The organism is Diaphorobacter limosus, assembly GCF_033100095.1.
In the GTDB taxonomy this organism is placed as follows: domain Bacteria; phylum Pseudomonadota; class Gammaproteobacteria; order Burkholderiales; family Burkholderiaceae_C; genus Alicycliphilus; species Alicycliphilus limosus.
This window is the reverse complement of record NZ_CP136921.1, coordinates 1,735,661-1,754,297: the sequence shown is the minus strand read 5'-3', so window position 1 is coordinate 1,754,297 and position 18,637 is coordinate 1,735,661. Positions and strand designations below refer to the sequence as shown.

The window sequence follows — 18,637 nt, the reverse complement described above, 5'->3', positions numbered from 1 at the left end:
CGGTTTGGTGATCTTACTGGCCCGATCTGGTAAATCGGTCCTCGTAGAGGATCGCAAATTGGTTCATCGCTGATTTCCAGTGGTTGGCCGCCCGCCCCCAGTCCGCGGTGATGTTGCGCAGCGCCAGCCAGATCAGCTTGGTGGCCGCCTCGTCGCTGGGGAAGTGGCCGCGCGTTTTGATGATCTTGCGCAGCCGTGCGTTCACGCTCTCGATGGCGTTGGTGGTGTAGATCACGCGCCGCACCTCGGGCGGGAAGGCGAAGAACGGGATGACCTTGTCCCAGGCCCGGCGCCAGGCGCTGACCACGGTCGGGAACCGCTGCCCCCAGGGGCCGGCCGCAAACGCATCCAACTCGGCCTCGGCCGCCTCGGCGCTCACCGCGGTGTAGATGGGTTTGATGGCTGCGGCCAGCGCCTTGCGGTCTTTCCATGACGCAAAGTCCAGGCCACCCCGGATCAGGTGCACGATGCAGGTCTGCAGCGTCGTCGCCGGGAACACTGCGCCCAGCGCCTCTGGCATGCCCTTGAGGCCGTCGGTGACGGCAATCAGGATGTCCTGCACCCCGCGCGTCTTCAGATCGTTGAAGACCTTCATCCAGAACTTCGCCCCCTCGGTGTTCTCGATCCAGATTCCCAGGATGTCGCGCGAGCCGTCAGGCAGTACGCCCAGCGCCAGGTAGACGGCCTTGGAGCGCACCACCGCATCCTCGCGAATCTTGACCCGCAGCGCATCGAAGAACACCACCGGGTACATCGCCTCCAGCGGCCGTGTCTGCCAGGCCGTGACCTCGCCCATCACCTCATCGGTGACACGGCTGATGAGCTCGGGCGAGACGTCCACCGAGTACATCTCAGCCAGGAAACCCTGGATCGCGCACCGTCATGCCGCGTGCGTACATGGCGATGATCTTGTCGTCGAAACCCGTAAAGCGCCGCTCGTGCTTGCCAATGAGCTGCGGCTCGAAGCTGCCTTCGCGATCGCGTGGGACATCGATGCGCAGCGCCCCCACATCGGTCAGTACGGTCTTGGTGCTCTTGCCGTTGCGGTGGTTGGCTGATCCGCCTGTGGGCTTGGCTTGGCCGGGCGCATAGCCTAGGTGATGACTCATCTCGGCGCCCAGCGCCCGCTCAAGAATTGACTTCTTGAACTGATCGAACAGCCCTTGGACTTGGCCCGGCGTCATGGGCCCGGTCACCAGCTGGTCAAGCAGCTCGGCCGGGATGTGAAATTGCGGCTGTGCCGCCTGGTCCGCCAAAGCGGTGGGTTTGGTCTTGCGTGGCATTCATGCTCCTTGTCGACATGCTATGCCTCACACACAAAATTTCTGACAAGCTCAGCGGGTCTCGGAGATGCTGCGCAACCTGACCAACAACACCCCCTGGTTCTCCAAGCCCGAGCTGGTGGAAATCATTGCCGCCAATGTGTCCTTGTCGCCCAAGGATCAGCGTCGCGTCGCGTCCTTCAATCTGCGCTTCCGCCTGGTGCGCAGTTCCGAGGCGCAAAAGGCGGACGCTGCGAATGAAGTCGTCGCAGGGAAATAGCCATGGCCAAGAAAAAAGCGCCGAAGTACGACTTCGCCAAGCTGCAAGGCGACTTGCAGCGCCAGTTCCAGAACCTCGATCCCAAAGATCCATCGCTGTGGCCAGCCTTGCCGCGCACGCTGCTGTGCCTGCTGATCGCCGGGGGTGTGGCAACGTTTCTGTGGTTCTTCAAGCTCTCTGAATATGAGGCCGAGCTGACCACCGAGCGCGGCACCGAGCAAACCTTGCGTGCCGACTATCAAAAGAAGCTCATCAAGGCCGTGAGCCTGGATGCCCTGAAGAAGCAGCGCGAACAGGTTCAGCAATACGTCATCCAGCTCGAGAAGCAGCTGCCCAGCAAGGCCGAGATGTCGGCGCTGCTGTCCGACATCAACCAGGCCGGCCTGGGCCGCAGCCTGCAGTTCGAGCTGTTCCGCCCGGGGCAGGTGGTGGTCAAGGATTACTACGCCGAGCTTCCCATCGCCATCCGCGTGGTCGGCAAGTACCACGACGTGGGCGCATTCGCGTCTGACGTGGCCAACCTCTCGCGCATCGTCACCTTGAACAATGTCTCGCTGGCACCGGCCAGCAAGGACGCGCAGGGCACCCTGACCATGGAGGCCACGGCCAGAACCTTCCGCTATCTCGACCCCGAAGAGATCCAGGCCCAGAAGGCCGCGGCCAAAGGAGCGAAGAAATGAAGCGCCTTGGCTGCAAACCCCTGATCGCGCTGCTGGGCGCCTTGCTGCTGGCGGGCTGTGGCGGCAATGACGAGGACGAGCTGCGCCAGTGGATGAGCGACCTGCGCGCGACGACCAAGCCGCGCGTCACGCCGCTCACCGAGCCCAAGCAGTTCCATCCGCAGGACTACACCGGCGACGGCAACATGGAGCCGTTCAACCCGCAGAAACTGACGCAGGCCCTGCGCCGCGAGTCGTCCGAGACCGTCGCCAACGCGTCGCTGATCGCCCCCGAGATGGCCAGACGCAAGGAGCCGCTGGAGGCCCACCCGCTCGATACCGTGAAGATGGTCGGCAGCCTGAACAAGACTGGCGTTCCGACCGCGCTGGTGAGCGTGGACAAGCTGTTGTACCAGGTGCGCATGGGCAATTACCTGGGCCAGAACTACGGAAAAATCATCGGCATTTCGGAAACGAATATCCGTTTACGCGAAATAGTCCAGGACTCCACGGGCGATTGGGTGGAGCGCATGACAACACTGGACCTGCAAGAGGGAAATGAGGTGAGGAAATGATTCAACAGCAATCGCGCTTGCGCCGCCATCTGTGGCTGGCCGGCATCGCCATAGCGGCGGCCCTGAGCGCCACGGTATCGCATGCCCGGGGCTCCATCGAGTCGGTAACCGGCTTCCTGCAGGGCGGCGCCGAGGTGCTGCGCATCGAGTTTTCCGAGCCCCAGACCGAGCTGCCCACCGGCTTTGCCGTCCAGACCCCCGCGCGCATCGCCCTGGACTTCCCCGGCGTCACCAATGCATCGGGCCGTTCGCTGGTGGAGATCAACCAGGGCAATGTCAAGTCGGCCCATATCGTCGAGGCCGGCGAGCGCTCGCGCATCGTCCTGAACCTGAAGCAGGCCACGACCTACCGCGCAGAACTGCACGGCAAGGCGGTGCTGGTGCTGCTCGACAGCGTCACCAGTGCCGCCCGCGTCCCCGCCGGGCCGTCGGCCGTGTTTGCCGAAGGCCACAACGCCGACGTGCTGCCGCTGAAGGATCTGGACTTCCGCCGCGGCTCGGATGGCGCCGGCCGCATCGTGGTCGGCCTGGCGAACAACCAGGTGGGCGTCGATTTGAAGACCCAGGGCAAGGGCCTGGTGGTTGAATTCCAGCGCTCATCCCTGCCCGAAGGGCTGCGCAGGCGCCTGGACGTGTCGGACTTTGGCACGCCCGTGCAGACCATCACCGCCTCCCAGCAGGGCGAGCGCGTGCGCCTGAGCATTGACCCTGTGGGTGACTGGGAGCACAGCGCCTACCAGAGCGACAACCAGTTCGTCGTCGAAGTGCGCCCGAAGAAGGTGGACCTGTCCAAGCTGACCCAGGGCCCCAACTACAGCGGCGAAAAGCTGTCGCTGAACTTCCAGAACATCGAGGTGCGCTCGCTGCTGCAGGTGATCGCCGACTTCACCAACTTCAACATCGTCACCTCCGACACCGTCACCGGCGCGCTGACCCTGCGCCTGAAGGACGTGCCGTGGGATCAAGCCTTGCAGATCATCATGGACGCCAAGGGCCTGGGCATGCGCAAATCCGGCACCGTGCTGTGGATCGCCCCCAAGGACGAAATCGATGAACGCACGCGCAAGGATTTCGAGGCCGCCCAGGCCATCGCCAAGCTCGAACCCCTGCGCACCCAGGCCTACCAGCTGAACTACGCCAAGGCCGCCGACATGGTGGTGCAGCTGACCACCAACAGCTCCTCGGGTGGCGGCAGCGGCAGCGGCAGCAGTCAGAACACGCGATTCCTGTCCGAACGCGGCAGCGCCATTGCCGAGCCGCGTACCAACCAGCTGTTCGTTACCGACACCCCCGCCAAGCTGGAGGACGTGCGCCAGCTGCTGCTGACGCTGGATGTGCCGGTCCGCCAGGTGATGATAGAGGCGCGCATCGTCGAGGCACGCGACACCTTTGGCCGATCGCTGGGCGTGCGCCTGGGCGGTGGCGACCTGCGCGCCAACCGCGGGGGCGATGGCGGCTTCAACATCGGTGGCGGCAACCGCGCCACCTGGGGTACCAACTATTCCAACGCCACCAACTCCAGCGGCTTTGGCGGCCCGGTGAATGTCGGCGGCAATTTCGTGAACCTGCCGGCATCGCTGTCCAGCGGCCAGGCCGTGGGCTCGTTCGCGTTGTCCATCTTCAACTCCGCCGCCAACCGCTTCCTGACGCTGGAGCTGTCGGCCATGGAGGCGGATGGCCAGGGCAAGGTGGTCTCCAGCCCGCGCCTGATCACGGCCGACCAGACCAAGGCGCTGATCGAGCAGGGTACCGAGTACCCCTACACCGTCACCGCCCCCAACGGCGCCACCACCATCGCCTTCAAGAAGGCCGTGCTGAAGCTGGAAGTGGTGCCGCAGATCACGCCCGAGGGCAACATCATCCTGGACCTGGACGTCAACAAGGACAGCCGCGGCGAGAGCACCACCCAGGGCGTGGCCATAGACACCAAGCACATCAAGACCCAGGTGCTGGTGGAAAACGGCGGCACCGTGGTGATCGGCGGCATCTTCGAGATGGAAGAAACCAATCAGGAAAACAAGATCCCCGTGCTGGGTGACGTGCCCGTGGTGGGCAATCTGTTCAAAAACCGCACCAAGGAGTCCATGAAGCGGGAAATGCTGGTGTTTATTACGCCCAAGGTCATTACGGATCGTGGGCCTGTACGTTGACTTGAATATTTCCAAGAGAATTGAACATGAGAAATTTGAATGCGAGTGTCCTGACAGTAGTTTGTGCCGCGGCCTTGAGTGCCTGCGGTGGCGGTGGTGGCAGCGGTGGTGAATCTCACGCACCCTATCAAATCAGCCTGCGTGCCGATAAAACCTTGCTGCCTTTGAATGTGTCTGGTCAGCTCCCAGGGATAGGCGCCTATGCGCCATTCACCACCACCTTGTACGTGAATGCTTTAGAAGCCGGACGCCCAATACCGGGCGCTGAAAAAGATGTCTTCTCTTGCAACGTCAATGGTGGGTTGGACTCTGGTTCTTTGTATTACCTTGACGGTGACGATGAGCACGAAGACGATGACGGCAGGCCCAATTCGTACCGCAGTATTACCCTGGGCTCCAACTCTGGCGGAAATTCCTTCCATTTCCATGCTGGCACGAAGGCTGGAACTTCCACAATTACCTGCTCAGTGCAGGATCCGCGCGACAAAAAAATCCATACTGCCTCTGTTAACATCACCGTGGGTCAGGCCACGGCCAACCCGGCGCGGGTGGATGCGTTTGCACAGGCCTTGGGTTATCTGGGGACACGTAATAATTTGGAGCGCCTGCCGACCAGTGTTGCCATCCAAACCCGCATTTGGGACGACGCCAATCAACCCGTGCCCAACCCCGGCGCTGCCAACCTGCAAGTGCGTATTCGTCCCATGGGCGACGCGGCACAAGGCGCGCTCTTGCAAGAAGGCGGCCGTCCTGGCAATGGTGTGCTGCAAATGCGTACTGTTGGCGGTGTAGGCCAGTTCTCGTTGGCCAGCGGTGCTGCCAGTGGCCCAATTGTTTTGGAGTTCACCACCGATCGCGCTGACAACAATGTCAGCAACGGTATTCAGGATCCGGTCAGCTCGCTGATGCAAGTGTATGCAGTTGACGAGGTGGCTAGCGTACCCCTGTCGCTGTCTGCCGCAGCTTTTGGAACGGTGACCAACGGAGTGGAGTTCACCTATGCCCTGGAGGCGATGGGTGGCGTGCCGCCATACAAATGGCAGGTTTCCGGCCTGCCTGCAGGGTTGACGGCTGACGGTTCGGGCATCATCAGTGGAACACCCAAGGCGCCGGCGGGTACCTACCGCATCAAGGTAAAGGTGACGGATAAAAACGGATCCCCTGCCGATGCGGACATGACGCTGACATTGGTGGGTGACCATCGCGAGGTCAAGCCGGAGGACTTCGTCATCAACGGCTGCCCCGCAAACCAAAATATCAATACGCCCTGCGCAATCTCCCCGGCTACCTCCGGCGTGCAGTACGCGTACGCCTTTACGGCCTCGGTTCCCGGCGTAACCTGGGAGTTCTCGGGCCTGCCAGGATGGTTGAAGGCGGGTTCGACCGGTGCCAGTGGCTTCGTGAGCGGGACGCCGGCACTTGCGACTCCGCCCGATCCCAGCCCGGATGCGGGTACGCATCAGTTCTTGGTGACTGCCAAGCGCGGCGTGACTTCTGTAACGCGGAAGGTTTCGGTGACTGTTAATTGATCGCGTCACGACGCATGGCGCATTGAAGCCTTGCGCCTTGCCCCAGTTTTTGCAAATCATGGCTCTCCCCGGCTTGTCTGGGGAGAGCATATGTGCCTCAGGTGGTTAACCTCAGACCACTCGGGTTCGATACTTGCCGCGCTAAGTCATTGAGTTCTCTAAGACCGGCTTCCAAATTTCCGCTGTGACCTGATACATGAAACCCACTGCCCTCCTTGCTGCAGTAGTTTCTTGGTTTCAGCGCTGCAATGATGGTGCGTCGCTCGTCATTGATGCTCGAAACGCCCTGACGACGTACCCGTTCTTCAGCGGGCCAGCCCACTAAAACTCCAGGTTGTCAATCAGCCGCGTGCCCCCCAGCCGCGCCGCGCCCAGGGTCACCAGGGTGCCGGTTGCGGTGCCGGACTGCGGCGGCTGCAGGTCGTGCCGCTGGCGCACGGTCAGGTAGTCGGGGGCCCAGCCCTGGGCCTGCAGGGCCTGCATGGCCCGCTCTTCCAACTGGGGCAGCGGTGCGCTGCCCGCCAGCGCGGCCTGGGCCAGAGCCTGCAGGGCTTGGGACAGCTGCACGGCCTGGGTGCGCTGCCCGGCGTCCAGGTAGCCGTTGCGCGAGCTCAGCGCCAGGCCGTCGCTGGCGCGGCTGGTGTCGCCGGCGACTATGTCGACCGGCAGCGCAAACTGCTCCACCATGCGGCGTATCACCATCAGTTGCTGGTAGTCCTTCTTGCCGAACACGGCCGTGCCGCCGCCGCAGGGCAGCAGCACGGCGGCAAACAGCTTCATGACCACGGTGCAGACGCCGGTGAAGAAGCCGGGGCGGAACTGGCCTTCCAGGATGTCCGCCAGGGCTGGGTCGGGCTGGATCTTGAAGGTCTGTGGCTCGGGGTACAGGTCGCGTTCGCGCGGTGCAAAGACGATGTCGCAGTCGGCGGCCTCCAGCCGGGCGCAATCGGCGTCCCATGTGCGCGGGTAGCTATCAAAATCTTCGTGTGGCAGGAACTGCAGGCGGTTCACGAAGATGCTGGCAACGAGCGTGTCGGCCAGTGGCCTGGCCTGGCGCACCAGGGCAATGTGGCCGTCGTGCAGGTTGCCCATGGTGGGGACGAAGGCGGGGCGCTCGCGCCCGGCGAGGGCGGCGCGCAGTTCGGGGAGGGTGCGGGCGATTTGCATGGGGGAGTGGTGATGTTTACCAGGCGTGCAGGCTGTCGTCCGGGAAGCTGCCGTTCTTGACGGCCTGCACATAGGCCTCGATGGCGCCGCGCACGCTGGCGGCGCCCTGCATGAAGTCGCGCACGAATTTCGGGTTCTTGCCCAGGTTCACGCCCAGCATGTCGTGCATTACCAGCACCTGGCCGGCCGTGCCCTTGCCCGCGCCTATGCCTATGGTGTGGCAGTGCGGCAGCTCGGCCGTCAGGCTGGTCGATAGCTGCGCGGGCACCATTTCCAGCACCAGCATGGCGGCGCCGGCGTCCTGCAGCTCCAGTGCGTGGCGGCGCAGCTCGGCGGCGGCCGCGTCGCCCTTGCCCTGCACGCGGTAGCCGCCCAGGGCGTGCACGGTCTGCGGTGTCAGGCCCAGGTGAGCGCAGACGGGGATGCCGCGCTCGACCAGAAACCGTACCGTGGGCGCGGTCCAGCCGCCGCCCTCCAGCTTGACCATGTGCGCGCCGGCCTGCATCAGGCGGCTGGCGCTGCGCAAGGCCTGCTCGCGGCTTTCGTGGTAGCTGCCAAAGGGCAGGTCGGCCACCACCCAGGCCGTGCCCTGCACGCGGTGCAGGCCGCGCGTCACGCTCTCGGTGTGGTAGGCCATGGTGTCGAGCTGCACGCCCACGGTGCTGGGCAGGCCCTGGCAGACCATGCCCAGCGAGTCGCCGACCAGGATGCATTCCACACCCGCGGCGTCGGCCACGGCGGCAAAGGTGGCGTCATAGGCCGTCAGCATGGCGATCTTCTCGCCGGCCTCGCGCATCTGCGCCAGGCGGGGCAGGCTGATGGGGCGGCGCTGGGGCAGGGGCGAGGCCGGGGGCAGGGTGCCGTAGGGCGTGCCGGTGGCGGTGGTGGTCTGGCTCATGGTGCGGTGGCGGATGGGCTGAGAATCCGGCGAGTCTAGGCGCATTGGCGGGGGTGGGTGGTGCGATGTGGATTCCGGCAGGTCGGGATTGGGTCTTGCTTGCTTCTATATTAATAGCTTTATGCGCATTGTGGATGGGCGTTATACCCAATTTTCATTCAATGATTGTCACCATTCCAGGGCTGTTGCATCAACCCCGGCCGCCCTGGCCCGCGCCAGGCGACAGCCTCCTTGGCCTTGCCAGCTTTGCGCTGCGGCTATCCTTATGCCCCCCATGACCCTAGCCCTGTGATTTTGTGATGACTCCTGAATCTATTGCCGCCCTCGCCCGCGCCGATGTGGCCCGCGCCCTGCAGGAAGACCTGGGCAGTGGCGACCTGACCGCTGCCCTGGTGCCCGAGGGCCGGCGCTGCCGGGCGCGCATCCTGGCGCGCGAGGCCGCCGTGATCTGCGGTGCCCCTTGGGCCGAGGCCGCGCTGCGTGCGCTCGACCCCACCGTCAGCCTGACCTGGCTGGTGGCCGAGGGTCAGCGCTGCGCCACCGACCAGGTGGTGCTGGAGATAGCGGGCGATGCGCGCGCGCTGCTCTCGGCCGAGCGCACGGCGCTCAACTTTCTGCAGCTGCTGTCCGCCGTGGCGACCAAGACCGCCATCTATGTCGAGGCCGTCAAGGGCACGCGCGCGGCCATCGTGGACACGCGCAAGACCATTCCCGGCCTGCGCCTGGCGCAAAAGTACGCCGTGCGCGTGGGCGGTGGGGTGAACCACCGCATCGGCCTGCACGACGCGGTGCTGATCAAGGAAAACCACATTGCCGCCGCCGGTGGCGTGACGGCGGTACTGCGCGCGGCCGAGGCCGTGGCGGCGCGCGCCGCCTTCATCGAGATCGAGGTGGAGACCCTGGCGCAGCTGGCCGAGGCGCTGGACGCCGGCGCGAAGATGGTGCTGCTGGACAACATGGATCTGCCCACGCTGCGCCAGGCGGTTGAAATCAACGCCGGGCGCGCCATCTTGGAGATATCCGGCGGCGTCACGCAAGATGGCCTGCGCGCGCTGGCGGAGACCGGCGTGGATCGCATCTCCATAGGCGCGCTGACCAAGGATGTGAAGGCCACGGATTTCTCGATGCGCCTGCAGGAGCTGGCATGAACACCACGACCTTGAAAGAAGTCGAGTACGAGCAGCCCGAGGGCGGCGCAGTCTGTTCCACCAAGTACGCCTGGGCGCGCGTGCCGCCCGAGCCCGCGCCCGATGAGCGTGAGCGGCTCAAGGCCAGGATCCGCCGCCTGCTGAAGGAGAAGAACGCCGTCATGGTGTCGCACTACTACGTGCACCCAGACCTGCAGGATCTGGCCGAGGAGACCGGCGGCATCGTCAGCGACTCGCTGGAGATGGCGCGCTTCGGCCGCGACCATGCGGCGCAGACCCTGGTGGTCAGCGGTGTGCGCTTCATGGGCGAGACGGCGAAGATCCTGAGCCCCGAGAAGACCGTGCTCATGCCCGACCTGGACGCCACCTGCTCGCTGGATCTGGGCTGCCCCATCGACGAATTCAGCGCCTTTTGCGACCAGCACCCGGATCGCACGGTGGTGGTCTACGCCAACACCAGCGCGGCGGTGAAGGCGCGCTCGGACTGGCTGGTCACGTCCAGCTGCGCGCTGGACATCGTGCGCGCGCTGAAGGACAAGGGCCACAAGATCCTGTGGGCGCCGGATCGGCACCTGGGCGACTACATCCGCCGCGAGACGGGCGCCGACATGCTGTTCTGGAACGGCGCCTGCATCGTGCATGACGAGTTCAAGGCGCTGGAGCTGGAGCTTTTGATCAAGGAGCACCCGCAAGCCAAGGTGCTGGTGCACCCCGAGAGCCCGGCCGAGGTCATCGCCCTGGCCGACGCCGTGGGCTCGACCAGCGCCATCCTGAAGGCCGCCAGCGAGATGGATGCGACCGAGTTCATCGTCGCCACCGATAAGGGCATGATGCACAAGCTGCGCCAGCTCAACCCGGGCAAGCAGTTTTATGAGGCACCGACGGCCGGCAACAGCGCCACCTGCAAGAGCTGCGCCCATTGCCCCTGGATGGCGATGAATGGCCTGGCCGACGTGGCCCGGGTGCTGGAGACCGGCGCCAACGCCGTGCATGTGGATCCGGCCATCATCCCGCGTGCGCGCATGCCTATCGACCGCATGCTGGCCTTTACCGCCGCCCTCAAGAACGGCCAGCCCGCTGGCGCGCTGGTGCCGCACTTTGGTGCTGCATGATGCTATTGATAGTATAGCTGTTGGCGCTTGATGGATATGTGCTAGCAGGCATTTCCCCTGTATTTTTCACGGACTCAGTCTTGACTTGAGTCATGATTGCTTACGTCCGTTGCAGTGGTGTGCGCATTCCGCACGACGACGCCCGGCAGCCAGGCGCATAGTCGCCTGTTGAAATGCTGGGGCAGAAATGTCAATCGGCATTTCCTGTGTCGTGTGAAAAGAAAGGATGTGATATGCGCAATCGATCTGCACTTTTGACGGCTGCGCTGCTTGGACTGGCTGGCTCCGCGTTGGCCCAGAGTGGCGACTCCACGGTAAACCGCTCGGCGCAGGTCGCCAGCCCTGGCCTGAGCCGTGCCGAGGTGCTGGCCGACCTCGAACTCTGGCAACGCGCCGGCATGACCTATTGGCCGCACCCGCCGGCCGAGATGGACATGCAGTTCACGGCCGAATACCAGGCCGGCCTGGCGCGCTACCGGCAACTGCGCGGCGGCCAGGCCATGCAGCAGACCGCGGCCAGGTACCCGGACATGCCCGGCAAGTGATCGGGCAACAGCTTGGCTTCAACCATAGGCGCCCGCGGTTGCGGGCGCTTTTTTGACGGTGATGCCCGCCGTTGATTTACTATTGAATTAGAAGCGTCTTGCGCAATACCGGTAAGCGATCAACGCTATTTTCAATTGAACTCCATCATCGACTTCCCCGACCCACACGACACGGCAGCCGCGCGGCTGTGCCATGCGTTCGGCCAGCCGCTGCGCACGCTGGCGGCCTGGGGTCCCGGCGAGGTGCGCGGCCTGCTGGACGCGGTGCAGCAGGCGGCCCAGGCAGGGCTGTGGTGCCTGGGCTGGCTGCGCTACGAGGCCGCTGCGGCCTTTGACACGGCCTATGCCGATGCGCTGCATGCCACGCCCGAGGGGCGGCCGCTGGCCTGGTTTGCCGTACATGAGCCACCCGCAGGCGCCGCGCAGAGCAGCTTCGCCGCACAGGCCGGGGAGGCGCCGCGGGTGTTCTGGCAGCCGGGCCTGGAGCGCGCGGCCTTCGATGCCGCCATCGCGCGCATCCATGCGGCGATCGCGGCCGGCGACTGTTACCAGATCAACTACACGGCGCAGCTTGCCGGGCGGCTGCTGGGGGACGCCCAGGCGCTGTTTGCCGCGCTGCGGCGCGCCCAGCCCGGCGGCTATGTGGCCTGCCTGGACGATGGCGTGGAGCAGGTGCTGTCGGTCTCGCCCGAGCTGTTCTTCGACTGGGACGGCGAGCGCATCCTGACGCGCCCGATGAAGGGCACGGCCGCGCGCGGCGCCACGCCGGCGCAGGACGCGGCGCTGGCACAGGCCATGCGTGCCTCGCCCAAGGAGCGGGCCGAGAACGTGATGATCGTGGATCTGCTGCGCAACGACCTGTCGCGCATCGCCGTGGCGCACAGCGTGCGCGTGCCGCGGCTGTTCCATGCCGAGCAGCTTCCCACGGTGTGGCAGATGACCTCGGACGTTGAGGCCCGCACCAGGCCGGGCATAGGCCTGGCGGATGTGTTCGCGGCGCTGTTTCCCTGCGGCTCCATCACCGGCGCGCCCAAGCGCCAGGCCATGCGGCTGATCCGCGAACTGGAGCCCGGGCCGCGCGGCATCTACTGCGGCGCCGTCGGCGTGGTGCGCCCGGGCAGCGCGCCGGGGCGGGTGCACGCCACCTTCAACGTGCCGATACGCACCGTGGTCGTGCGCGGTGACGAACTGCGCTGCGGCATAGGCAGCGGCATTACGGCGGATGCCCGGGCCGAGCCCGAGTGGCAGGAATGGGCCGCGAAACGCGCTTTTTTGCGGGGGCTTGGATGACGGACTTTCAGATCCTGGAAACCCTGGCGCTGGAGCAGGGCGTGGCGCGCCACCTTGATCGGCACCTGGCGCGCATGGCGGCGAGCAGCGCGCATTTCGGCTACCCCTGGGACGAGGCGCGCGTGCGTGCCTGCCTGGCTGATCTGGCCGCGGGCCACGCCAGCGGCCTGTGGCGCGTGCGCTTGCTGCTGGATGGCGCCGGCAACCCGCAGGCCCAGGCCTTCGCCCTGCAGCCCACGGCCCAGCCGGTGCGGCTGCAGCTGGCAGACCGGCCGCTGCAAGAGGCGCATGACGAGTGGGTGCGCCACAAGACGACGCGGCGCGCTCACTATGCGGCGTTTGCGCCGGCGCCGGGCCTGTTCGACACCGTGCTCTACAACGCGGCCGGCGAGGTCACCGAATCCACCTTTGGCAACATCGCCGTGCTGCTGGACGGCCGCTGGCTCACGCCGGCGCTCTCCTGCGGCCTGCTGCCCGGCGTGGGCCGGGCGGTGGCGCTGGAGCAGGGCCGCGTCGAGGAGGCGGTGCTGCGCCTGGCCGATCTGCCGCGCGTGCAGGCCTGGGCCTTCATCAACAGCCTGCGCGGCTGGCTGGAAGCGCGTTTGGTGGCGCCTGGGTAACTATGCTATTTATAGCTGTTGACGCTTTGTGGACGGGCGCCGGGGCCTGATCTGGCTTGAAATCAAAGCCGCTCTTTCACATAGGACGGCCTGTCCATGTCCACGATCTCCACCGACAGCTGCACCATCACCCCCGCCGGGCGTGGCGTGAGGCGGCGCAGCACCTCGGCCACGCGGGCGGCCAGGTCCTGCTTGGCCTCGGGGCTGCGGCCCGACAGCAGGCGCAGTTGGGCATGCACGAAGCCGCGGCCCGAGGCCGCGGTGCCGACATGGAAGCTGGCGTTGCGCACGAAGCGGCTCTTCAGGTCGGCCTCGTCCAGCACCTCGGGGCTGGCGCAGACGGCGGCGTTGAGCTCGGCCAGCGCCTGGGCCTCGGGGTAGGCGCTCAGGTTGCTGGAATATTCGACGATCAGGTGGGGCATGGGTTTTCTCGGTTGGGGGGACTCATTCCATTTCCAAATCATTCGTGTCTAGGCGCGAAGCCGCAGGCAGTGCTGTAGCACGACAAGGCGAAGCAACAACGACACGGGTGATTTAGAAATGGAATCAGCGCAGCGGCGGCACCAGGATGGTGGGCGCCGCGGGCGCGGCCATGTCGGGCCAGTCGCGACTGTAGTGCAGGCCGCGGCTCTCATGGCGCATTTGGGCGCTTTGCACGATCAGGTCGGCCACCTGCACCAGGTTGCGCAGCTCCAGCAGGTCACGCGTGACATGGAAATGGGCGTAGAACTCATGGATCTCGCCCTTGAGCAGCGCGATGCGGTGCGCCGCGCGCTCCAGCCGCTTGTTGGTGCGCACTATGCCCACGTAGTCCCACATGAAGCGGCGCAGCTCGTCCCAGTTGTGCGAGATGACGACCGATTCGTCGGCGTCGCCCACGCGGCTGTCGTCCCAGGGGGGCAGGGCGGGCGACTTGGCGGGCTGCGCCTGGGTGATGTAGCTGCACGCGGCGCGCGCGAACACCAGGCATTCCAGCAGCGAGTTGCTGGCCAGGCGGTTGGCGCCGTGCAGGCCGGTGTAGGCCACCTCGCCCACGGCCAGCAGGCCCGCCAGGTCGGTGCGGCCCGATAGGTCGGTGAGCACGCCGCCGCAGGTGAAATGCGCAGTGGGCACGACGGGGATCGGCTCCCGGGTGATGTCTATGCCGAGGGCTGCGCAATGGGCCAGGATGTTGGGGAAATGCTCGCGCAGAAACTCCGGGCTCTGGTGCGAGATGTCCAGGTGCACGCAATCGAGGCCGTGCTTCTTCATCTCGAAGTCGATGGCGCGCGCCACCACGTCGCGCGGGGCCAGCTCGGCGCGCGCGTCGTGCGCGGGCATGAAGCGCGTGCCGTCGGGCAGCTTGAGTTGCCCGCCCTCGCCGCGCACGGCCTCACTGATCAAAAAGGACTTTTCATGCGGGTGGTACAGGCCCGTGGGGTGGAACTGCACGAACTCCATGTTGCCCACGCGGCAGCCCGCGCGCCAGGCCGCGGCAATGCCATCGCCCGTGGCGGTGTCGGGGTTGGTGGTGTAGAGGTAGACCTTGCCCGCGCCGCCGGTGGCCAGGATGGTGTGCGGCGCGCGGAAGGTGACCACGCTGTCGCTGGCCTGGTCCAGCGCATACAGGCCCACGCAGCGCGGCTGGCCGGCCAGCCCCAGCTTGGCGGTGGTGATCAGGTCCACCAGCGTGTGGTGCTCGAACACGGTGATGCCGGGCGTGGCGCGCACCACCTCGGTAAGCGTCTTTTGCACGGCGGCGCCGGTGGCGTCGGTGGCGTGCACGATGCGGCGGGCGCTGTGACCACCCTCGCGCGTCAGGTGCAGGCCGCTGCCCTCCAGCGTGAAGGGCACGCCCAGGGCGCGCAGCCAGCCTATGGCGGCGGGTGCGTTCTCGACCACGAAGCGGGTGGTGGCCATGTCGCACAGGCCGGCGCCGGCCACCAGCGTGTCCTGGATATGCGCGGCAAAACTATCGTCGTCGGCCAGCACGGCGGCAATGCCGCCCTGGGCCCAGTTGCTGGCGCCGTCCTTCAACTCGCGCTTGGTGATCACGGCCACGCGGTGCGTGGGCGCCAGTTGCAGGGCCGCAGACAGGCCGGCCAGGCCGCTGCCTACGATGAGTACGTCGAAATCATGCGATGCCATGGTGGTCTGCCGCAAGCGGGCGCGCGAAGGGAGGCTGCATTGTAGGGAGCCGCCGGCCCGCTCCGGTCACAAGCCCTTGAGCCACTCGCGCGGCGCCGTCCCTACCGCCTGAGCAAACGCCCGGGTGAATGCCGCCGGGCTGGCGTAGCCCAGCTGGTCGCTGATCTGCCGCACCTGCAGCCCGCGCCGCAGCAGGCCCTGGGCCAGCGACACGCGCCAGGCCAGCAGGTAGGCGCCGGGCGTGGTGCCCAGCGCGGCGCGGAACTTGGCGGCAAAGGCGCTGCGCGACATGCCGGCGGCCTGCGCCATGGTGGCCAGGCTCCAGTTGGCGCCGGGCTGCTCGTGCAGCCGGGTGAGGGCGCGCGCTAATTTTGGGTGGGCCAGGCCCGCCAGCAGGCCGGGCTGCATGCCGCCATCGGCGGGATGGTCGAGCAGCCAGCGCAGCAGCTGCAGCAGCAACACCTCGAACAGGCGATCGGCCAACAGGCGCTGGCCGCAGCGCACGCGCTCGGTCTCGGCAAACAGCAGGGTCAGGGTCTGCTCTATGCCGTCGACCTCGGCAATCGGCAGGGCCAGAAAGGCGGGCAGGGCCTGCACCAGCGGGTGGTGTGGCCCGCCGTCAAAGTCCAGCGTGGCGCAGACGAAGTCGCTGCCCTCTTGCGGCGCGTTGTAAAAGTCGTGCTCCAGCGGGCGCGGGTACAGCAGCAGCGTGGGCTGGCTCAGGCGCAGCCGGCGCGGCGCGCCGCTGCGCGGGCGGTGGGTGACCTCCAGCTCGCCGCGGCGCAGCACATGCAGAAAAGCGCGCCCGGGCTCGGCCGCGAACGGCGTCACGCCGCACAGCGGCCCGGCGTGGAAGAGGTGGGCGCGCACGCGAAAACGCTCCAGCAGGGCGGAGAGGCGATCCACGCCGGCGGCGGCCGTATCGGTCTGAATCATGGACGATTGGCAAAGTATCGCGGACTGAATGCGTCCAATCATATGAATTGCCGGCGCAAACTGCCAGCATGTTTCACTGCCCAGCCGCAAGGAGGTTTGCCATGAACCGCGTTCCCCTCATAGACCGTGCCGACACCAGCGCCGAGCGCAAGGCCCTGCTCGACGCCATCCACGGCGCCTTTGGCGCCACGCCCAACATGTTCCGCGCCGTGGCCAATTCGCCAGCCGCGCTCAAGAGCATGTGGGGCTCGTTCGGCGCCCTGGGCGGCGGCACGCTGGGCGCCAGGCTGGGCGAGCAGATCGCCGTGGCCGTGGCCGACCGCAATGCCTGCTCTTACTGCCTGGCGGCGCATACCGTGCTGGGCCAGAAGGCCGGCGCCAGCGCCGAGGAAATGGCCGCCGCCCAGCTGGGCGAGTCCAGCGACCCCAAGACCCGGGCCGCGCTGCTTTTTGCCCTCAAGGTGGTGGGCCAGCGCGGCCAGGTGAGCGGCGCCGACGTGCAGGCCCTGCGTGATGCCGGTTTCAGCGACGAGCAGGTGGTCGAGATCCTGGCCCATGTGGCGCTGAACCTGTTCACCAACTACGTGAACCTGGCCTTTGCCGTGCCGGTGGACTTTCCAGCGGTCAAGCTGAGCAGCGGCTGATGGGCTTCAGACGGGTGTATAGGCCAGGCGCACGTAGATCGGGGCAAAGGCCTCGGCCTGGGTGATCTCGATCAGGGTCTCCTTGGCCAGCTCCAGCAGGGCGATGAAGGTGACCACCAGCACGGTGCCGCCCTTCTCGGGCTGGAACAGGTCTTCAAACGGCACGAAGCGCCGGCCCTGCAGGGTCTTGAGCACCTGGCTCATGTACTCGCGCACCGATAGCTCCTCGCGCGTGATGCGGTGGTGCTGCACCAGTTTGGCGCGGCGCATGATGTCGCGCCAGGCCTGCTGCAGCTCGGCCAAGTCCACGTCGGGAAAGCGCGGCTGCAGGCTTTGCTCTATGTAGACCTGGGCGCGGATGAAATCACGCCCGTACTGCGGCACCTGGTTCAGGCGCATGGCGGCCTGCTTCATCTGCTCGTATTCCAGCAGGCGGCGTACCAGCTCGGCGCGCGGGTCCTCGGGCTCGGCCGCGCCCTCCTGCCGCTTCGGGGGCAGCAGCATGCGCGACTTGATCTCTATGAGCATGGCCGCCATGAGCAGGTATTCGGCCGCCAGCTCCAGGTTGCGGCTGCGCACCTCGTCCACATAGCCCAGGTACTGGCGCGTGACATCCACCATGGGGATGTCCAGGATGTTGAAGTTCTGCTTGCGTATCAGGTACAGCAGCAGATCCAGCGGCCCCTCGAAGGCCTCCAGGAACACCTCCAGCGCGTCGGGCGGGATGTACAAGTCCTGGGGCAGGGCGAACAGCGGCTCGCCATACAGGCGCGCCAGGGCCACCTGATCGACCACCTCGGGCATGGAGGGGTCGGGCGCCGGCATGGCCGCTTGCCCGGAGGCGGTAGAGCGCATTACGCTATTTAATTAATAGCTATTGACGCATGCTGTGCAAGCGGTATGGCCGGTTTTGCCTGATGCTGGTTAAAAGGAACCCGGTTTGCGGAAGTTCTCGAAATACACGTAGGGCTTTTGCGCCACGCGCCCGGCCCGGTACTCGGCCCAAACCTCGCGATCGACCTCCTTGTCCCACAGCAGGGCGCGGCCGGCCTGTTGCTGCGCGTCCAGCGCGGGCTTTTGATCCTTGAGCTGGCCGATGAACTGGGTGACTTCGGACTGGTAGTCGGGGCGGCGGAATATATTCATGGATGGTTTACCTCTCAGAACCCGCGATTTTAACGATACCCACCCCATGAACCCTTTGACCCGCATCACCGGCGCGCTGGCCGCTGGCGCCCTGGCCCTCATGTCGCTGGCAGGCTGCGACGACCAGCGCATCCGCGAGCTGGAAGAAGACGTCTCCACCGAGCAGGACGTGCGCGCCCGTTTTGGCGAGCCTGAACGCATCTGGCCCGAGCCGGACGGCAGCCAGACGCTGGAGTACAACCGCCAGCCCGCCGGCCACCGCAACTACATGATCACCATAGGCCCGGGCGGCAAGATGACGGCGCTGCGCCAGGTGCTGGCGCCGCACAACTTCGAGAAAGTGCAGCCGGGCATGGACGAGCTGGCCGTGCGCCGCCTGCTGGGCAAGCCGGCCAAGCGCATGACCTTCGATCTGAAGCAGGAGACGGACTGGGACTGGAACTGGATCGACCCGCCCAACCGCGAAATGATCTTCACCGCGACCTTTGGCCCCGATGGGCGCGTCAAGCGCTCGGGCAGCGTGGAGAAGCTGCCCGAAGGGCGTTGAAG

18 protein-coding genes and 2 pseudogenes are annotated in these 18,637 nt (G+C 66.0%); 12 read left to right on the top strand and 8 right to left on the bottom strand.

The window, feature by feature from the left end:
• Positions 1-13: 13 nt before the first annotated feature.
• Positions 14-1,283 (bottom strand): annotated as a pseudogene (locus P4826_RS08470) (IS256 family transposase).
• A 52-nt stretch (positions 1,284-1,335) separates the two neighbouring features.
• Between P4826_RS08470 and P4826_RS08465 the strand changes: the two are divergent.
• From P4826_RS08465 to P4826_RS08445, 5 genes and pseudogenes are all read left to right on the top strand, one after another.
• Positions 1,336-1,542: pseudogene (locus P4826_RS08465) on the top strand (PilN domain-containing protein); the annotation flags it as partial.
• A gap of 2 nt (positions 1,543-1,544) precedes the next feature.
• Positions 1,545-2,222, top strand: a complete 678-nt coding sequence (locus tag P4826_RS08460) for a type IV pilus inner membrane component PilO (RefSeq protein ID WP_317703404.1) — start codon at positions 1,545-1,547, stop codon at positions 2,220-2,222.
• Positions 2,219-2,776: a pilus assembly protein PilP gene (locus tag P4826_RS08455; RefSeq protein ID WP_317703403.1), complete on the top strand. Its 558-nt coding sequence runs from the start codon at positions 2,219-2,221 to the stop codon at positions 2,774-2,776. Before P4826_RS08460 ends, P4826_RS08455 begins: the two co-directional genes overlap by 4 nt.
• On the top strand, positions 2,773-4,926 hold the full coding sequence (locus P4826_RS08450; RefSeq protein ID WP_317703402.1) for a type IV pilus secretin PilQ: 2,154 nt from the start codon (positions 2,773-2,775) through the stop codon (positions 4,924-4,926). Before P4826_RS08455 ends, P4826_RS08450 begins: the two co-directional genes overlap by 4 nt.
• A 26-nt stretch (positions 4,927-4,952) precedes the next feature.
• Entirely contained in the window at positions 4,953-6,455 is a 1,503-nt protein-coding gene (locus tag P4826_RS08445; RefSeq protein WP_317703401.1) for an Ig domain-containing protein, read from the top strand.
• Positions 6,456-6,776: 321 nt separating this feature from the next.
• On the opposite strand, the gene panC is transcribed toward P4826_RS08445, so the two are convergent.
• Positions 6,777-7,622, bottom strand: a complete 846-nt coding sequence (gene panC / locus P4826_RS08440; RefSeq protein WP_317703400.1) for a pantoate--beta-alanine ligase — start codon at positions 7,620-7,622, stop codon at positions 6,777-6,779.
• Positions 7,623-7,638: 16 nt separating this feature from the next.
• Complete coding sequence (gene panB, locus P4826_RS08435; RefSeq protein ID WP_317703399.1) at positions 7,639-8,520, bottom strand: 3-methyl-2-oxobutanoate hydroxymethyltransferase; 882 nt, start codon at positions 8,518-8,520, stop codon at positions 7,639-7,641.
• A gap of 299 nt (positions 8,521-8,819) precedes the next feature.
• On the opposite strand from panB, the gene nadC reads away from it, so the two are divergent.
• The 5 genes from nadC (at position 8,820) to P4826_RS08410 (ending at position 13,235) form a co-directional block, all read left to right on the top strand.
• Positions 8,820-9,668 (top strand): carboxylating nicotinate-nucleotide diphosphorylase, encoded by an 849-nt coding sequence (nadC, locus tag P4826_RS08430; RefSeq protein ID WP_317703398.1) that lies wholly within the window; start codon positions 8,820-8,822, stop codon positions 9,666-9,668.
• Positions 9,665-10,780, top strand: coding sequence for a quinolinate synthase NadA (gene nadA / locus P4826_RS08425; RefSeq protein ID WP_317703397.1), 1,116 nt, complete (start codon positions 9,665-9,667; stop codon positions 10,778-10,780). Before nadC ends, nadA begins: the two co-directional genes overlap by 4 nt.
• Positions 10,781-11,013: 233 nt before the next feature.
• The gene (locus P4826_RS08420) at positions 11,014-11,325 is read left to right on the top strand and encodes a DUF4148 domain-containing protein (RefSeq protein WP_317703396.1); all 312 of its coding nucleotides are present in this window, start codon (positions 11,014-11,016) and stop codon (positions 11,323-11,325) included.
• 135 nt (positions 11,326-11,460) lie between these two features.
• Complete coding sequence (gene pabB, locus P4826_RS08415; protein WP_317703395.1) at positions 11,461-12,615, top strand: aminodeoxychorismate synthase component I; 1,155 nt, start codon at positions 11,461-11,463, stop codon at positions 12,613-12,615.
• Positions 12,612-13,235, top strand: a complete 624-nt coding sequence (locus tag P4826_RS08410) for an aminotransferase class IV (RefSeq protein ID WP_317703394.1) — start codon at positions 12,612-12,614, stop codon at positions 13,233-13,235. The genes pabB and P4826_RS08410 overlap by 4 nt, the downstream gene beginning before the upstream one ends.
• Before the next feature lie 62 nt (positions 13,236-13,297).
• On the opposite strand, the gene P4826_RS08405 is transcribed toward P4826_RS08410, so the two are convergent.
• The 3 genes from P4826_RS08405 to P4826_RS08395 form a co-directional block, all read right to left on the bottom strand.
• The gene (locus P4826_RS08405) at positions 13,298-13,657 is read right to left on the bottom strand and encodes a 5-carboxymethyl-2-hydroxymuconate Delta-isomerase (RefSeq protein ID WP_317703393.1); all 360 of its coding nucleotides are present in this window, start codon (positions 13,655-13,657) and stop codon (positions 13,298-13,300) included.
• A gap of 124 nt (positions 13,658-13,781) precedes the next feature.
• Positions 13,782-15,362, bottom strand: coding sequence for an L-aspartate oxidase (nadB, locus tag P4826_RS08400; protein WP_317703392.1), 1,581 nt, complete (start codon positions 15,360-15,362; stop codon positions 13,782-13,784).
• A gap of 66 nt (positions 15,363-15,428) precedes the next feature.
• Positions 15,429-16,298 (bottom strand): AraC family transcriptional regulator, encoded by an 870-nt coding sequence (locus P4826_RS08395; RefSeq protein WP_317703391.1) that lies wholly within the window; start codon positions 16,296-16,298, stop codon positions 15,429-15,431.
• A gap of 101 nt (positions 16,299-16,399) precedes the next feature.
• On the opposite strand from P4826_RS08395, the gene P4826_RS08390 reads away from it, so the two are divergent.
• On the top strand, positions 16,400-16,942 hold the full coding sequence (locus P4826_RS08390; RefSeq protein ID WP_317703390.1) for a carboxymuconolactone decarboxylase family protein: 543 nt from the start codon (positions 16,400-16,402) through the stop codon (positions 16,940-16,942).
• A 6-nt stretch (positions 16,943-16,948) separates the two neighbouring features.
• Here the strand turns inward: P4826_RS08390 and P4826_RS08385 are convergent, their stop codons facing one another.
• Both P4826_RS08385 and P4826_RS08380 read right to left on the bottom strand, forming a co-directional pair.
• A complete protein-coding gene (locus tag P4826_RS08385) occupies positions 16,949-17,797 on the bottom strand; it encodes a segregation and condensation protein A (protein ID WP_317703389.1) in 849 nt (282 codons plus the stop codon).
• Positions 17,798-17,866: 69 nt separating this feature from the next.
• Positions 17,867-18,088, bottom strand: a complete 222-nt coding sequence (locus tag P4826_RS08380) for a DUF3460 family protein (RefSeq protein WP_317703388.1) — start codon at positions 18,086-18,088, stop codon at positions 17,867-17,869.
• Positions 18,089-18,134: 46 nt separating this feature from the next.
• Between P4826_RS08380 and P4826_RS08375 the strand changes: the two genes are divergently transcribed.
• Positions 18,135-18,635, top strand: coding sequence for an outer membrane protein assembly factor BamE (locus tag P4826_RS08375; RefSeq protein ID WP_317703387.1), 501 nt, complete (start codon positions 18,135-18,137; stop codon positions 18,633-18,635).
• Positions 18,636-18,637: the final 2 nt, after the last annotated feature.

Coding starts and splice junctions, on each gene's coding strand:
- P4826_RS08460 (WP_317703404.1), top strand. CDS start 1,545: ATGGCCAAGAAAAAAGCGCCGAAGTACGACTTCGCCAAGCTGCAAGGC.
- P4826_RS08455 (WP_317703403.1), top strand. CDS start 2,219: ATGAAGCGCCTTGGCTGCAAACCCCTGATCGCGCTGCTGGGCGCCTTG.
- P4826_RS08450 (WP_317703402.1), top strand. CDS start 2,773: ATGATTCAACAGCAATCGCGCTTGCGCCGCCATCTGTGGCTGGCCGGC.
- P4826_RS08445 (WP_317703401.1), top strand. CDS start 4,953: ATGAGAAATTTGAATGCGAGTGTCCTGACAGTAGTTTGTGCCGCGGCC.
- panC (WP_317703400.1), bottom strand. CDS start 7,622: ATGCAAATCGCCCGCACCCTCCCCGAACTGCGCGCCGCCCTCGCCGGG.
- panB (WP_317703399.1), bottom strand. CDS start 8,520: ATGAGCCAGACCACCACCGCCACCGGCACGCCCTACGGCACCCTGCCC.
- nadC (WP_317703398.1), top strand. CDS start 8,820: ATGACTCCTGAATCTATTGCCGCCCTCGCCCGCGCCGATGTGGCCCGC.
- nadA (WP_317703397.1), top strand. CDS start 9,665: ATGAACACCACGACCTTGAAAGAAGTCGAGTACGAGCAGCCCGAGGGC.
- P4826_RS08420 (WP_317703396.1), top strand. CDS start 11,014: ATGCGCAATCGATCTGCACTTTTGACGGCTGCGCTGCTTGGACTGGCT.
- P4826_RS08410 (WP_317703394.1), top strand. CDS start 12,612: ATGACGGACTTTCAGATCCTGGAAACCCTGGCGCTGGAGCAGGGCGTG.
- P4826_RS08405 (WP_317703393.1), bottom strand. CDS start 13,657: ATGCCCCACCTGATCGTCGAATATTCCAGCAACCTGAGCGCCTACCCC.
- nadB (WP_317703392.1), bottom strand. CDS start 15,362: ATGGCATCGCATGATTTCGACGTACTCATCGTAGGCAGCGGCCTGGCC.
- P4826_RS08395 (WP_317703391.1), bottom strand. CDS start 16,298: ATGATTCAGACCGATACGGCCGCCGCCGGCGTGGATCGCCTCTCCGCC.
- P4826_RS08390 (WP_317703390.1), top strand. CDS start 16,400: ATGAACCGCGTTCCCCTCATAGACCGTGCCGACACCAGCGCCGAGCGC.
- P4826_RS08385 (WP_317703389.1), bottom strand. CDS start 17,797: ATGCGCTCTACCGCCTCCGGGCAAGCGGCCATGCCGGCGCCCGACCCC.
- P4826_RS08380 (WP_317703388.1), bottom strand. CDS start 18,088: ATGAATATATTCCGCCGCCCCGACTACCAGTCCGAAGTCACCCAGTTC.
- P4826_RS08375 (WP_317703387.1), top strand. CDS start 18,135: ATGAACCCTTTGACCCGCATCACCGGCGCGCTGGCCGCTGGCGCCCTG.